At 72.1% G+C, this 13,867-nt stretch carries 15 protein-coding genes; 6 read left to right on the forward strand and 9 right to left on the reverse strand.

Features of this window, described 5'->3' with window-relative positions; all coding sequences use genetic code 11:
* Nucleotides 1–20: 20 nt before the first annotated feature.
* On the reverse strand, nt 21–1,433 hold the full coding sequence (gene pdxR / locus ACZ52C_RS03510) for a MocR-like pyridoxine biosynthesis transcription factor PdxR (protein ID WP_469073187.1): 1,413 nt from the start codon (nt 1,431–1,433) through the stop codon (nt 21–23).
* 47 nt (nt 1,434–1,480) lie between these two features.
* On the opposite strand from pdxR, the gene ACZ52C_RS03515 reads away from it, so the two are divergent.
* Complete coding sequence (locus ACZ52C_RS03515; protein WP_469073188.1) at nt 1,481–1,999, forward strand: carboxymuconolactone decarboxylase family protein; 519 nt, start codon at nt 1,481–1,483, stop codon at nt 1,997–1,999.
* Nucleotides 2,000–2,107: 108 nt separating this feature from the next.
* Here ACZ52C_RS03515 and ACZ52C_RS03520 read toward each other — a convergent pair whose 3' ends face one another.
* From ACZ52C_RS03520 to ACZ52C_RS03530, 3 genes are all read right to left on the reverse strand, one after another.
* On the reverse strand, nt 2,108–3,595 hold the full coding sequence (locus ACZ52C_RS03520) for a glutamate synthase subunit beta (protein WP_469073189.1): 1,488 nt from the start codon (nt 3,593–3,595) through the stop codon (nt 2,108–2,110).
* 64 nt (nt 3,596–3,659) lie between these two features.
* On the reverse strand, nt 3,660–4,139 hold the full coding sequence (locus tag ACZ52C_RS03525) for an anthrone oxygenase family protein (RefSeq protein WP_469073190.1): 480 nt from the start codon (nt 4,137–4,139) through the stop codon (nt 3,660–3,662).
* Nucleotides 4,140–4,308: 169 nt separating this feature from the next.
* Nucleotides 4,309–4,992 carry a DUF2293 domain-containing protein gene (locus ACZ52C_RS03530; protein WP_469073191.1) on the reverse strand — a complete coding sequence of 228 codons (684 nt, stop codon included), beginning with the start codon at nt 4,990–4,992 and terminating at the stop codon, nt 4,309–4,311.
* 86 nt (nt 4,993–5,078) lie between these two features.
* Here ACZ52C_RS03530 and ACZ52C_RS03535 point away from each other — a divergent pair, with 86 nt between their 5' ends.
* Together ACZ52C_RS03535 and ACZ52C_RS03540 are read left to right on the forward strand one after the other, a co-directional pair.
* Nucleotides 5,079–5,720 (forward strand): nucleoside/nucleotide kinase family protein, encoded by a 642-nt coding sequence (locus ACZ52C_RS03535; RefSeq protein ID WP_469073192.1) that lies wholly within the window; start codon nt 5,079–5,081, stop codon nt 5,718–5,720.
* A gap of 168 nt (nt 5,721–5,888) precedes the next feature.
* Nucleotides 5,889–6,317: a CBS domain-containing protein gene (locus tag ACZ52C_RS03540; protein ID WP_045560979.1), complete on the forward strand. Its 429-nt coding sequence runs from the start codon at nt 5,889–5,891 to the stop codon at nt 6,315–6,317.
* A 4-nt stretch (nt 6,318–6,321) separates the two neighbouring features.
* Here the strand turns inward: ACZ52C_RS03540 and corA are convergent, their stop codons facing one another.
* Nucleotides 6,322–7,449, reverse strand: coding sequence for a magnesium/cobalt transporter CorA (corA, locus tag ACZ52C_RS03545; protein WP_469073193.1), 1,128 nt, complete (start codon nt 7,447–7,449; stop codon nt 6,322–6,324).
* A 231-nt stretch (nt 7,450–7,680) separates the two neighbouring features.
* Between corA and ACZ52C_RS03550 the strand changes: the two genes are divergently transcribed.
* Nucleotides 7,681–8,478 carry a methyltransferase domain-containing protein gene (locus ACZ52C_RS03550; RefSeq protein WP_469073194.1) on the forward strand — a complete coding sequence of 266 codons (798 nt, stop codon included), beginning with the start codon at nt 7,681–7,683 and terminating at the stop codon, nt 8,476–8,478.
* A 184-nt stretch (nt 8,479–8,662) separates the two neighbouring features.
* Here ACZ52C_RS03550 and ACZ52C_RS03555 read toward each other — a convergent pair whose 3' ends face one another.
* On the reverse strand, nt 8,663–9,613 hold the full coding sequence (locus tag ACZ52C_RS03555; RefSeq protein WP_469073423.1) for a carbohydrate kinase family protein: 951 nt from the start codon (nt 9,611–9,613) through the stop codon (nt 8,663–8,665).
* A gap of 37 nt (nt 9,614–9,650) precedes the next feature.
* Nucleotides 9,651–10,556: a pseudouridine-5'-phosphate glycosidase gene (locus ACZ52C_RS03560; protein ID WP_469073195.1), complete on the reverse strand. Its 906-nt coding sequence runs from the start codon at nt 10,554–10,556 to the stop codon at nt 9,651–9,653.
* A 99-nt stretch (nt 10,557–10,655) separates the two neighbouring features.
* Here ACZ52C_RS03560 and ACZ52C_RS03565 point away from each other — a divergent pair, with 99 nt between their 5' ends.
* Nucleotides 10,656–11,084, forward strand: coding sequence for a VOC family protein (locus ACZ52C_RS03565; RefSeq protein ID WP_469073196.1), 429 nt, complete (start codon nt 10,656–10,658; stop codon nt 11,082–11,084).
* Nucleotides 11,085–11,195: 111 nt separating this feature from the next.
* On the opposite strand, the gene ACZ52C_RS03570 is transcribed toward ACZ52C_RS03565, so the two are convergent.
* Nucleotides 11,196–11,750 (reverse strand): methylated-DNA--[protein]-cysteine S-methyltransferase, encoded by a 555-nt coding sequence (locus ACZ52C_RS03570; RefSeq protein ID WP_469073197.1) that lies wholly within the window; start codon nt 11,748–11,750, stop codon nt 11,196–11,198.
* 73 nt (nt 11,751–11,823) lie between these two features.
* The gene (locus tag ACZ52C_RS03575) at nt 11,824–12,693 is read right to left on the reverse strand and encodes a glycerophosphodiester phosphodiesterase (RefSeq protein ID WP_469073198.1); all 870 of its coding nucleotides are present in this window, start codon (nt 12,691–12,693) and stop codon (nt 11,824–11,826) included.
* A 280-nt stretch (nt 12,694–12,973) separates the two neighbouring features.
* Here ACZ52C_RS03575 and ACZ52C_RS03580 point away from each other — a divergent pair, with 280 nt between their 5' ends.
* Nucleotides 12,974–13,843 carry an MHYT domain-containing protein gene (locus ACZ52C_RS03580; RefSeq protein WP_469073199.1) on the forward strand — a complete coding sequence of 290 codons (870 nt, stop codon included), beginning with the start codon at nt 12,974–12,976 and terminating at the stop codon, nt 13,841–13,843.
* The last annotated feature ends 24 nt before the right edge of the window (nt 13,844–13,867 follow it).

Below are 13,867 nucleotides of genomic sequence, written 5' to 3' on the forward strand. Positions count from 1 at the left end.
CCACACCCCCGTACGGCCGCTCACTCGGGCGGGAGCACCCCGCACAACGCCTCCACCGCCGCCCCGTACGCGTGCTCCGGCGGCGTCGCGTACCCCACGACCAGCCCGTCCGGGGCGTCCCCCCGCGCCTCGGGATGCCGGAACGCCGACAGCCCGTCCAGCGCCACACCCCGCCAGGCCGCCGCCTTCACCGCGGACCGCTCGGTACCGGGCGGCAACCGCAGCACGGCGTGCAGCCCGGCGGCGATCCCGGTGACCTCGATGTGCGGCGCGTGCGCGGCCAGGGCCGCGACCAGCCGGTCCCGACGCGCCCGGTAGCGCTGCCGCATGCGCCGCACATGACGGTCGTACGCCCCTGACACCATGAAGTCCGCCAGCGCCAGCTGATCCGGCACGCTCGCCCAGGCCTCCCGCTCGCCCTTGGCCTCCAGCACGGCGTCCACGAACCGCTCCGGCAGCACCATCCACCCCAGCCGCAGCGCGGGCGACAGGCTCTTGCTGACCGAGCCGAGGAGGAGGACCCGGTCGGGATCCAGACCCTGTACGGCCCCGACGGGCCTACGGTCGTAGCGGAACTCCCCGTCGTAGTCGTCCTCCAGGACCAGCCCGCCACGCGCGCGTGCCCAGTCCACCACGGCGGCCCGCCGCTCGGGATGCAGCGGTCCACCGGTGGGGAACTGGTGTGCGGGCGTGAGCAGCACCGCCCTCTCGCGGTCCAGCCCGTCCACCTGGGCACCGTCCCCGTCCAGCGAGAGCGGAACGGTCCGCACGGCGGCCGCCGCCAGCAGCTCCCGATGGAAGCCCAGCCCGTACGACTCCACGGCCAGCGGCCCCCGCAGCACCCGGCCGTGGAACAGCAGCCGCAACGCGTGCGCGAAACCGGAGCAGACCACGATGCGCGAGGGCTCGGTCCGCACGCCCCGCGCGCGTGCCAGGTACTCGGCGAGCGCCTCCCGCAGCTCCACCCGGCCCGCCGGATCACCCGGCCCGAACGCCTCGTTGGGCGCCCGCGTCAGCGCCCTGCGGTACGACGCCGCCCAGGCCGTCCGCGGGAACGCCGACGCGTCCGGCGTGCCCTGCCGCAGATCGTGCCGCGGCCCACGCGCGCGTGGCGGCGCCCTCCGAGGTCCGCGCGCGGTGCCGCCCAGGGGTTCGACCCGCTCCGCGACCCGCGTCCCCGACCCCTGCCGGGCGGTCAGCCAGCCCTCCGCGACCAGCTCCGCGTACGCGTCGGCGACCGTGTTGCGCGCCACGCCCAGGTCCGCGGCGAGCGAGCGGTACGGGGGCAGCCGGGTCCCGGGCGCCAGCCGGCCGCCCCGCACCGCGTCCCGCAACGCCCGGATCAGCGCCGCCCGACGCCCGCCGCCACCGGACAGTTCGAGATGCAGATCGGCCCCGATCGACTCCGCCGAATTGACCCATGAATCCGCCATGGAAATGCACCCTACGACAGGTCTTTCCGCCTCATAGATTCATGGTCATGACGACGAACACGACAACAGCCGAGAAGAGCGTGAGCGCCACCGTGACGCCGAACCCGGCGGCGGTCGCCGTCCCCCGTCTCGACTTCGCGAAGTCGGCGCGGAACGCCTTCCGCGCCCTCATCGGCTTCGACGCGGCGGCCCGCGAGGGCATCGACCCGGCCCTGGTCGAACTGATCCAGATCCGCGCCTCCCACCTCAACCACTGCGCCTACTGCCTCCACATGCACACCAACGACGCCCGCAAGGCCGGTGAGAGCGAGGACCGGCTGCACATGATCCCGGTCTGGCGCGAGGCACGGCACTTCTTCACCGACCGTGAACAGGCCGCGCTCGCCCTCACCGAAGCGGTCACCCTCGTCGCCGACGGAGGGGTCCCCGACGCCGTGTACGCCGAAGCCGCCGCCCACTTCGACGACACCGAACTGGCCCACGTCCTGGCCCTGATCCTCACCATCAACACGTGGAACCGCATCGCCCTGGCCACCGCGAAACAAGCCGGCACGGACAGCCGGTAGCACCCGGCTGGCCGGACGGCTGGCGGGCCGGGCGCGGCCGGCCGAGCGAGGGACGGACCGACGCCGACCGCCGTCGCCCCCGCCCGCACCCCGCCGCGTGGCCGGTGGCTACGCCGTCATCGGGCGGTCGTACGGTCCTATCGGTGAAGGCAGGCTGTCCGCCCCGGTCAGCCCCCGGTCGACCGCGGCAGCCACGGCCCGCCCCTCGGCGATCGCCCACACGATCAGCGACTGGCCCCGGGCGGCGTCCCCCGCGGCGTACACACCGGGCACGTTCGTCGCGAAGTCCGGCCCCCGCGTGATCGTCCCGCGCGGATCGAGGGCCAGCCCGAGCTGGTCCACGAGCCCGTCGTGCCGGTCAGGACCGGAGAACCCGAGCGCGAGCAGGACCAGATCGGCGGGCAGCGTCCGCTCGGTGCCCGGCCTGGCCTGCCGCACCTGGTCCACCTCGACCAGGTGCAACTCCCGCACCCGCCCCGACCCGTCCCCGGTGAAGCGGAGCGTGGACGCCGCGAAGAGCCGCGCGTCCGCGTCCGCCGCGGGCGCGGACCGAAGGTCTCGCGCCTCCTCGTGCGCCGCCGAGAGCCGGTACACCTTCGGATACGTCGGCCAGGGTTCGAGGTCCTCGTCACGCTCCGCCTCCGGCAGCGGATAGATGTCCAGCTGGGTCACCGACGCGGCCCCCTCCCGCACCGCCGTCCCCAGACAGTCCGCCCCCGTGTCACCACCCCCGACGATCACGACATGCTTCCCGGCCGCCGACAACGGCGACACCTCCAGATCCCCCTCGCACACGCGGTCCGCCAACGGCAGATACTCCATCGCCTGATGAACGCCCGCCAACTCCCGCCCCGGCACGTGCAGTTCCCGCCACGCCGTGGCCCCCGTCGCGATCACCACCGCGTCGTACCGGGCCCGCAACTCGGCCGCCCCGACGTCCACCCCCACCGCCGTCGACGTCCGGAACTTCGTGCCCTCCGCCCGCATCTGCTCCAACCGCCGGTCCAGATGGCGCCGCTCCATCTTGAACGCCGGGATCCCGTACCGCAGCAACCCCCCGATCCGGTCGGCCCTTTCGTACACCGCGACCGTGTGCCCGGCCCGCGTCAGCTGCTGTGCCGCCGCCAGACCGGTGGGCCCGGAGCCGACGACGGCGACCGTCCTCCCGGACAGCCGGTCGGGCGGACGCGGCGGGGTGAAACCGTCCTCCCAGGCCCGGTCCGCGATGGCCACCTCCACGTTCTTGATGGTCACCGCGGGCTGGTTGATCGCCAGCACACACCCCGCCTCACAGGGCGCGGGACACAACCGCCCCGTGAACTCGGGGAAGTTGTTCGTGGCGTGCAGCCGGTCGCTCGCCGCCCGCCAGTCCTCCCGCGACACGAGATCGTTCCACTCGGGGATCAGATTCCCCAGCGGACAGGCGTCGTGACAGAACGGGATCCCGCAGTCCATACAGCGGTCGGCCTGCTTGCTGATGATCGGCAGCAGGGCCCCGGGAACATACACCTCGTCCCAGTCCCGGACCCGCTCCTCCACGGGGCGACGGGGCCAGTCCTCGCGTGGTGTGGTCAGAAAACCCTTGGGATCGGCCATGGCCGTCTCCCTCACGGAGAGGTACGCGTACGGGCCACGATACGACGCGCCCGCCGCCCCCGCCTCAGGCGAGCGCCAGCAGGTACGACAGGGCCGCGGCGGCCGCGGCGACCGCCCGCACGTGGTTCCACGTCGTCCACCGGCTCACGTAGTCGCGCCAGTACGTCGCCGCCTCCCGCGTGCCCGCGTCCAGCTTGGCGAGCGTCTCGTTGCGCGGCACGTTCGCCACCATCGTGACCCCGAAGCAGCCGAACAGATACAGCGCGCTACCCAGCAGCAGTTCCACCCTGCCGTCGTCCGGCCACAGCACGAACGTCACGACGGCCAGCACGGCACACAGCACCGCCGTCCCCGCGAACAGGAGCATGAACGCCGGCGTCAGCGCGCTCACATTGATCGCCTGCATCGCCGCCACGCCCTGCGCGGGCGGCAACGACGCCAGCCCCTTCATCACGAACGTCGAGAACCCGCAGAACACGCCCGCCACGACCGCCGTGCCGAGCAGGCCCAGCACCGTCAGCACGAAGTACGGCCCATCGATCATGTCCGCTCCCACCTCGATTCCCCGAAATCCCTTCCCACCTCACGCCCTCCCCACAAGTGAACCTCCGCACAACCCCCGTCCCCCAGCCACGCACTTACCTACGCACGGGCCCGGGCCAGCCCCGCTGCTCCGGGGGGCCTCCCCCCTCCCCCCTCCCCCTCCCAACCCCTCACCCAGCTCCCCGCCACCTCCGCAGCGTCGCGTCCACGGTGAGTGTGATCCGGCGGCGTGCTTCGTGCCGGGGCACGCCGGTCATCAGCAGGTGGTCGTACGGCGTGTCCACGTGCCGTACGGACGCGATGACCGCCGAGGTCACCGCGACCTCCGTCAGCGCGCGGCCCGCCGCGCTGCGGCCGACGCGGCCGCTGCCGCGCACCGACGCGTGGGCGGCGATCTCCCGGGCCCGCTCGGGCGGACAGCCGGGGAACAGCCGTCGTATCTCCGTGGCGAACGCGTCCGTGAAGCGCACGTCCTCCGCCGCCCGCCGCCGCGCGTCCCGTACCCGGCGGCGGCGTCGCACCTCCGCGTCCGCCAGGCACCGCTCCTCGGCACGTCCGAGCGCAGCCTCCTCGACCAGGACGCCCTGCCGCTCGTACCGGCCGCGGCGCCGGTTGAACCGTACGACCACGGCCGACAGCGAACTCTCCTCCCGCGCCCTCCGGGTGAGCGCGGTGTCGCCCCGGGGCAGGAACACCAGGTGCCCGAGGTCCGCGCAGTCCAGGCAGCGCGGCGCCCCCTCCTCCAGCACCAGCAGCGCCACCGGCCCGCTCCGGCACTCGGCGCAGTGCTTCCTCCGGAGCGCCTGCACGACGACGAGTCCGGTACGGGGCGGGGGAGTAGCGAGCGCTGCCATACGCGGTTCATTCCCCCTGGTGACCGCACGGTCACGCCCTCCTCGGACCGGCGGCCGGGCGGGCACCGCGTACGGAGCGCGGCATCATGGGCCGTGTGCGATTCGAAGCGATCACCTGGGAGCGGCTCGGCGACCTTCTCGCCGACCGCCTCCTCGACCTGAAGCCGGACGACGGCTCGCCCTGGCCGCGGATCGCCTTCGACGGCGCCCCGGCGGCCCGCCCCGGCGACCTCGCCGCCCTGGTCTCCGAGGCGCTGCGCATACGCGGCCGGTCCTCCCTCGTCGTGGGAACCGAGGGCTTCCTGCGGCCGGCGTCGCTGCGGTTCGAGTACGGCCACGAGGACGTGGAGGCGTACTACGACGGCTGGTTCGACACCGCCGCCCTGTGGCGCGAGGTCTTCGGCCCGCTCGATCCCGGCGGCACGGGGCGGGTCCTTCCCGACCTCTGGGACCCCACCACCGACCGCGCGACCCGCAGCCCCTACGTCGCGCTCCCGCCCGGCGCGATCCTGCTGACGCACGGCCCCCTCCTCCTGAAGCACTGGTTCCCCTTCGACCTGGCCGTCCATGTCCTCCTCTCCCCGGGCGCCCTGCGCCGCCGCACGCCGGAACGCGAGCACTGGACCCTCCCCGCCTTCGAGCGTTACGAGAGCGAGACCGACCCGGCAGCCACGGCCGATGTCCTGGTGCGCGCCGACGACCCACGACACCCCGCCTGGAACGGGTGACCGGCGAGGAATCCGTCCGCCGCGTCGAGCGGACGCCCATCCGCGGCCGGTGGCGACACCGCACGACGCTCCACGTGCGCCCCGGCCCGGACGCGGCAAGAATGTAGGGCGCCGGGACTAGCGGTGCGTCCTGCGCCGCGCCGGCCGTCCGGCAACGGGAGGTACTACATGACCACCGCCGGAGACATCATGCATCGCGGAGCCCAGTGGATCCCCGCCCATGAGACCCTCGACCGCGCCGCCCAGCTGATGCGCCAGCTGAATGTCGGGGCACTGCCCATCAGCGACCAGAACGAACGGCTCTGCGGCATCCTCACCGACCGCGACATCGTCGTCGGTTGTGTCGCCCTGGGCCACGACCCGTCGACGATCACGGCCGGCGAAATGGCCAAGGGCACACCGCGCTGGATCGACGCGGACGCCGACGTCAGCGAGGTGCTCCAGGAGATGAAGGGGCACCAGATCCGTCGGCTCCCGGTGATCGAGAACAAGCGTCTCGTCGGCATGATCAGCGAGGCCGACCTGGCCCATCATCTGTCGGACGACCAGATCGCCTCCTGGGTCGAGAGCGTCTACGCGAAGAGCGCGACGCACTGACCCGTCACAGCCACCCGTTGCGCTTGAAGCCCCGGTAGAGGGTGGCGCAGGCGACGGCTATGACTCCCAGGACCAGCGGATAGCCGAACTTCCAGTGCAGCTCCGGCATGTACTGGAAGTTCATGCCGTAGACCCCGCACACCATGGTCGGCACGGCGATCAGCGCGGCCCACGCCGTGATTCTCCGCATGTCCTCGTTCTGCGCGACGCTGACCTGCGCGAGATGCGCCTGCAGAATCGAGTTGAGCAGTTCGTCGAACGCGGCGATCTGTTCCGTCGCCCGCAGCAAGTGGTCGGAGACGTCGCGGAAGTAGGCCTGTATCTCCGGGTCGACCACCCGGATCGGTCGCGAGGTCAGCTCCAGGAGCGGGCGGGCGAGCGGGGCCACCGCCCGCTTCAGTTCGAGCAGTTCGCGCTTGAGCTGGTAGATGCGGCCCGGGTCGACCCGCGCGCCGTTCGCGGCGAACACGTCGCTCTCGACCTGGTCGATGTCGGTCTGGACCGAGTCCGTGACGCTCAGGTAGTCGTCGACGACATGGTCCGCGATCGCGTGCAGCACCGCGGCCGGACCCTTGGTCAACTGCTCGGGATTCGCCTCCAGTTCCTCCCGCAGCGGACCGAGGGAACCGTGCCGTCCGTGGCGGACGGTGATCACGAAGTCGGCGCCGACGAAGACCATGATCTCGCCGGTGTGCACCACCTCGCTGGTCGCGGTCAGTTCGGAGTGCTCGACGTAGCAGACGGTCTTGAACACCGCGAACAGCGTGTCGTCGTAGCGCTCCAGCTTCGGGCGCTGATGGGCCTCGATCGCGTCCTCCACCGCGAGCGGGTGCAGGTCGAAGAGTTCGGCGATGCCGGCGAACTCCCGCTGTGTGGGCTCGTGCAGCCCCAGCCAGACGAAGCCGTGGTCGTGCCTGCGGACCTGCTTGACGGCCTCGACGACATCGCGCACCGCGGGGGATCGCACGCCTTTGTGGTAGGTCACGCAGTTCACCACCGAGGTGCCCAGCGGGGAGCGGGCCGGATGGCTGAGGTCGACGCGGGGACGCCGTCGGGCCAGCCGTGCCATCGTGCGCAGGCCGACAACCCTGTCGAGGCCGGTGACCTTCCGCAGATTCCCTGCCATGGACATCTGGACTCTCCTTGCGTGGATCTCCTCGCACCGCACTCCGTGCCTTGTGGCGCCAGTTTGCCAGGGCCGAACGAGAGCCGGGTAAGGCTGTGGGAACGGAACGTTCCGCTTCACTTGTAGACGTTCGAGCCGGTGGGGCCGTTCCGGATTTCCGGCCCGTCCCGCGGACGGGCTTGCGGCTGTGGGAGCGTCGCCGTCAAGGGCAAGTCGGTCAAATGGGATGATCGGGGCATGATGCGAACCGACGGGTATCTCCTCGACCACCGGCGGGCCGATACGGGGCAGGGCCCCGACGCCTTCGCCACGCTCTTCGACCCCACGACGTTCCGGCACATGGAGGCCTTCGGTGTGGGGTCCGGCTGGCGCTGCTGGGAGGTCGGCGCGGGCGGCGCCTCGGTGGTCTCCTGGCTGGCGAAGAAGGTCGGGCCGACGGGCAAGGTCATCGCGACGGACACCGACATCTCCTGGGCCGTGCCCTCGGTCACCCGCCCGCCGGTCGAGGCCCTCGTCCACCACGTGGGCGTCGACCAGCCCCCGGGCGACGGCTTCGACCTCGTGCACGCCCGGCTCGCCCTGGCTCACGCACCGGACCACGAGCGGGCGTTGGCGTCGATGATCAAGGCTCTGCGTCCCGGTGGCCGACTCCTGATCGAGGACCTCGACCTCGCCCTCCAGCCGCTGGCCTGCCTGGAGGAGTCCGGCCCCGAGCACCAGTCGGCCAACCGGCTTCGCCGGGCCGTGGGCGAGCTGCTCGCCGAACGCGGGACCGACCCGGCGCACGGCCGCCGACTCCCGCGCCTGCTGCGGGCCGCCGGCCTGTGCCGGGTGGAGGCCGACGCGTACTTCCCCGTCGCCTCACCGGACTGCGCCGCCCTGGAAGCGACGACCGTCGACCGGTTCCGCGAAGCGCTCGTCACGGCGAACCTCGCCACGGCGGAGGAGATCGACCGGCATCGGTCGGCCGTGGCCTCCGGCGCGCTGGACATCGCCGCCCCACCCCTGATCTCGGCCTGGGGTCGGAAGGCGTAGGGGGCGGGCCGGTCCAACGGCGGACCCGGATCCGTCGACGGGCACGGGAGAACCGGCGATGGAAGGGATTCCCGCAGCGTGAGGGGCGATCCGACGGCGGGAGGGAGGATCCGGCGACAGGAGGCACGATCCGGCGACGGGACGGATGATCCGGCGACGCGAGGGGTGCGGCCCAGCCGCCCGGTCACGGCGCCCGTTCGGCCCCCGGCGGTCTCCCGCCCACCTTCTCCACCGCTCGCGCTCCCGCCCCGCACCCCTCGGCCGCAGCCTCCTCGGCATCCGCGCCCGCGAGCAGCGCCGCCAGGAACGCCCCCGTGAAGGCATCGCCCGCGCCGGTGGTGTCGCAGGGGGTGGCGGGCGCCGCCGGGATCCGGGCCACGACACCGCCCCCGCGCGCCACGAGCGCGCCCTCGGCCCCCTGCTTGGCCACCACCAGGGGCACGAGTCGGCTCAACTTGGCCGCCGCGTCGGCCGGATCGGGCAGCCCGGTCAGCAGGTGGGCCTCGTCGCGGCTGGGCAGCAGCACATCGACCCCTTCGACGAGCGCGAGGAAACGGTCCACGCCGAACCGCGCGAGGAAGCCCGCCGACGCGGGATCCACACTCACCGGCACGCCACGCGCGCGTGCCGACTCCAGGGCCACGGCGACCAGTGCGCGACTCGATTCGGCGAAGAACAGATAGCCCGAGAGGTGGAGCCGCGCGACCCCGTCGAGCAACGACGGCGCCCAGTCGTCCGGATCGAGGCGCAGCGCGGCACCGCTGTCCGTGAGGAACGTGCGCTCGGCCGCGGCGCCCGTGTCCACCAGGCAGATCACCGTCCCCGTGGCCGCCTCCGGGTCGACCACCAGACGGGGGCGCACGCCCGAGGCCCGCAGCTCCCGCTCGTGCCAGGCGGCACTGTCCGTGCCCACACGTCCGAGCAGCCGCACGTCCGCGCAGCCGTGATGAGCCGCCCAGCAGGCCACGTTGGCGCCCGCCCCGCCCGGTAGCGTCCGGATCGCGGAGGTCGTGTCGGTGCCGACCGTGAGCGGCCCGCGGTGCCGGGCGACGACATCCGTGACGACGTCCCCGACGACGAGCAGCGCCCCGCCCCCACCACCGGACCCGCCCCCAGCACCACCGAACCCGCTCACCGCGCCACCGGGTTCGCTCACGCCGCGCCGGGTCACCTCACGCTCCGGCCCAGGCCGCCGCGATCCGTGACGCGAGCCGTACGTTGCCGCGTACGGCCGCCAGGTTGGCGCTCAGGGAGGCGCCGTCGGTGTGCCGTACGAGGTAGCTCAGCAGGAACGGTGTGACCGCCTGGCCCGTGACGCCCTCCGCCTCGCACGCCGCCAGAGCCTCCGCGAGCACACGCGCGTGCAGCTCGGGATCGAGCTGCTTCTCCTCCGGCACGGGGTTGGCGACGATCAGCGCCGACTCGGGGCCGCCGAGCGCGTCCTGCGCCCGCATGACGTCCGCGACCTCGCCCGGAGACCCGAGTGTCCACTCCACCGGGTGGCCCGAGTCGGACAGATAGAAGCCGGGGAAGCGGTCCGTGCCGTACCCGGCGACCGCGACACCCAGCGTCTCCAGCCGCTGCAGGGTCGCCGGCACATCGAGGATCGACTTCACGCCCGCGCACACCACCGTGATCCGGGTACGCGCGAGGAGCCCCAGGTCGGCGGACTCGTCCTGGGTCACCGTCCACTCCCGGTGCACGCCCCCGAGCCCACCCGTCGCGAACACCCGTACGCCCGCGACTGCCGCCAGCTGGGCGGTCGCCGACACGGTGGTCGCCCCGCTCACGCCCGCGGCCACCGCCGGCGGCAGATCGCGATGCCCGAGCTTGCGGATGCCGTCCTCGTTCGCGACGCGCTCCAACTGCTGCTTGTCGAGGCCGATATGGGGCCGCCCGTCCAGCACGGCGATCGTCGCCGGTACGGCGCCCTCACTCCGTACGACCTCTTCCAGCTCCAGCGCCACCTGCAGATTGCGGGGGCGGGGCAGCCCGTGCGCGATGATCGTCGACTCCAGCGCCACCACGGGTCGACGCGCGTCAACCGCTTCCCGCACCTCTTCGGACACCACCAGCACGCGCTTGCCTCCTGTCTGACGTTCTTCCCTCATCCCTGGCGGACGGCGCGCCCGGCCAAACCCTTGCGCGCTGTGGTGCAGGACACCAGCCTGAGGTGCATGAAGGAGAACACGACACGACTCGACCATGTCGTCCTCTGGGTGCGGGAGCCGATCGCCGCGGCCGGCTTCTACGAGAAGGCCGTGGGCCTGGAACCCGTGAGGGTCACCGAGTACACGGCGGGACAGGCGCCCTTCCCTTCCGTCCGTGTCAACGACGAGACCATCCTCGACCTCATGCCGCTGGCCATGGCCCCGAAGATGCGGATGGTGCCGGGTGCCGCCGCCGGTTCCGGGCACCCCGTCAACCACGTCTGCCTCGCCATGCCCGGCCCCGACTTCGACGAGCTGCGCGGCCGGCTGGAGGAACAGGAGGTCCCGGTCTCCGACGTCTCCCACGACTCCTTCGGCGCCCGCGGACCGGCCCGGCGAAGCTTCTACTTCCGGGACCCGGACGGCAACATCTTCGAGGCGCGGCACTACGAATAGCGCCGCCCCGGCCGCCGTCGCGAGCGGTTTCCGGCCGGCCTCCGCGCACAGGCCACGCACCGACGCGCACAGGTTACGCACGGAGACGCGCACAGGCCGTCCACGGGATCCTCAGAACAACGGCTCCGGCAGCACCCCTTCCAGCGCCAGCAGTCTCCGCTTGGTCTCCAGGCCGCCGCCGAACCCGCCGATGCCGCCGTCGCTCTCCACCACCCGGTGGCACGGCACCACCACGGGCAGCGGGTTCGACCCCATCGCGACACCGACCGCCTGGGCCGCGCCGGGCTGTCCCACGCGCCGCGCGAGATCGCCGTAGCCCACGACCGAGCCGTAGGGGACGCCCGACGCCAGTTCGCGCAGCACCTGACGGTGGAACCCCGAGATCAGCGACCAGTCGAGCGGCAGCGCGAAGTCGTGCAGCTCGCCCGCGAAGTAGGCCTCGAACTGACGTATGGCCTCGGCCAGCCGAGGCGCGCCGGGAGCCTCCACCGGAGTGGTGCCGAGGCGGGAGGCGAGCCGGTCGAGAGCCCGGTCGCGCACCGGGTCCGTGGCGTGGAACACGACGTTGACCAGGCCCTCGTCCGTCGCGGCCAGCAGCAGCGGGCCGATGTCCGAGCCGACGACGGCCCACGCCACGTGCTGCTCGTCCTGCGCATGGCTGTTCATGGGACCACCGTAGGGGTCGCCACTGACAACGACCGCGGTGTGCGTTCCGCCGGAACGCACACCGCCGGCCGCGTCAGCCCTGGGTGGCGTCCCTGACCACGTCCGGTTTGTTGGTGATGATGCCGTCCACGCCGTAGTCGGCCACCCGGCGGGCGTTGGCGGCGTCGTTCACGGTCCAGGTGAGGATCTCCAGCGGTTTGCCGTGCGGACCTCCGAGCGCGTGGATCGTGGCGACATAGGACTCGGAGATGGTCGTGTACGAGGAGTTGATCTGGTCGCTGAACGTCGCGTACTCGGGCAGGTCGGCGATGTCCGGTGTGCCGAGCAGAGCGGTCTTCACCGCCGGGCTCAGTTCGTGGACCCGGCGGACGGTGTCGGCGCTGAAGCTCTGGATCACCAGCTTCTCCAGGTGGGCCGGGCCGAGCCAGCCCTCGTTGCCGAGGACCTTCAGGGTCTGTTGCTCGATCCCCGGGTAGAGCTGCGGGTTCTTGATCTCCAGGACGAGCTTCTGGTGGTTGCGTGAGACCCGCCGCATGTACTGCTCCAGTGTGGGCACGCGCGCGCCCGCGTACGCGTCGCCGAACCAGCTGCCCGCGTCCAGGTGCCCGATCTCCGCGGCGGTGAAGTCCGCCACGTTCCAGGGGGCGCGCTCGGGATAGAGGTCCTCGACGTTGGTCGTCCGTGCCAGCGTCGCGTCGTGGAGGACGACGAGTCTGCCGTCACTGGTGCGCTGGACGTCGTTCTCGACCCAGTCGAAGCCCATCTCGTGGGCCTTGTCGACAGCGGCCAGGGTGTTCTCGGGCGCATAGGCGGAGGCTCCGCGATGCGCGATCACCAGTGGATTGCCGGCGTCGGCGGCCGCGTGGGCGGCGGAAGTGGGGAGCAGGAGGACGGTGGCCCCCAAGAACGCTGTGGTCGCGGCGGCAACTGCGCGCACGTGCATGCGTACTCCTCTCGTCGATCGATCACGGTCAGCTCAAGAGTGACAGCAGAGGGTCAACGGCAGAGGGGTGCAGGATGGCCATGAATTGAATGGAGTTGCCCAAGTCCGCTCACGGGCACCGCACAAGTGGGGCAAGGCCGTGTTTCTTTGCCGGAAAATCGTTCGACCATTCCGGTGGGGGTCATACTCTCTGCGACAACCCTGACCGTCGTGGCGGTGCCGGGGCTGGGGGCATTGCACGAAATCCAGGGACGCGACAGGGCGGGAAAGGCAGCCGCGAATGCAGGGCACGGTCGACGGCTTCAGCTACGGACTCGTCACACCGGTGGTGGCCTATCTCATGGCCTGCCTCGGAGGCGCGCTCGGCCTGCGCTGCACCACCAGATCGATGCTCGTGGACGGCCGCTGGCGGGTCGGCTGGCTCGCGCTGGGCTCGGCGGCCATCGGCTCCGGCATCTGGACCATGCACTTCGTCGCGATGATGGGGTTCAAGGTCCTGCAGACCCCGATCCAGTACGACCCGCTGACCACGTTCGCGAGCCTGGCCGTTGCGATCGTGATGGTCGGCATCGGGATCTTCATGGTCGCCTCCAAGGGGGCCACCGGCGCCGCGCTGTTCACCGGCGGCACCATCACCGGCCTCGGCATCGCCTCCATGCACTACCTGGGCATGGCCGGCATGCGGCTCAACGGCACGTTCGAGTACAACACCGTCACCGTGGCCGCTTCGGTCGTCATCGCCGTGGTGGCCGCGATCGCCGCCCTGTGGGCCGCCGGACAGGTCCGCGGCTTCCTGTGGAGCGTGGGCGCGAGCCTCGTCATGGGGATCGCCGTCAGCGGCATGCACTACACCGGCATGGCCGCCCTCAGCGTCCACCTCCACAGCGCCGCCGGCTCGGCCCCGGCCGACGGCTCCTCCTCCGCCGCCCTGCTCGCCCCGCTGATGATCGGCCCCCTGGTGTTCCTGCTCCTCGCGGGCGTCGTCGTCATGTTCGACCCGTTCATGATCATGGGCAGGTTCTACACGGCCCCGGTCGAGCGCCGGCCCGGGATCCCGGCCCAGGCGACCGCCCACACCTGCCGGCACCCGGACTCCCGCACCGATCAGGAGCACCGCGAGCGACGTTCCCGCACACCGCAGAATCGCTGATCGGAGCCCGTTGTCAGTGCGGGG

Source organism: Streptomyces sp. NPDC034049 (genome assembly GCF_055575575.1).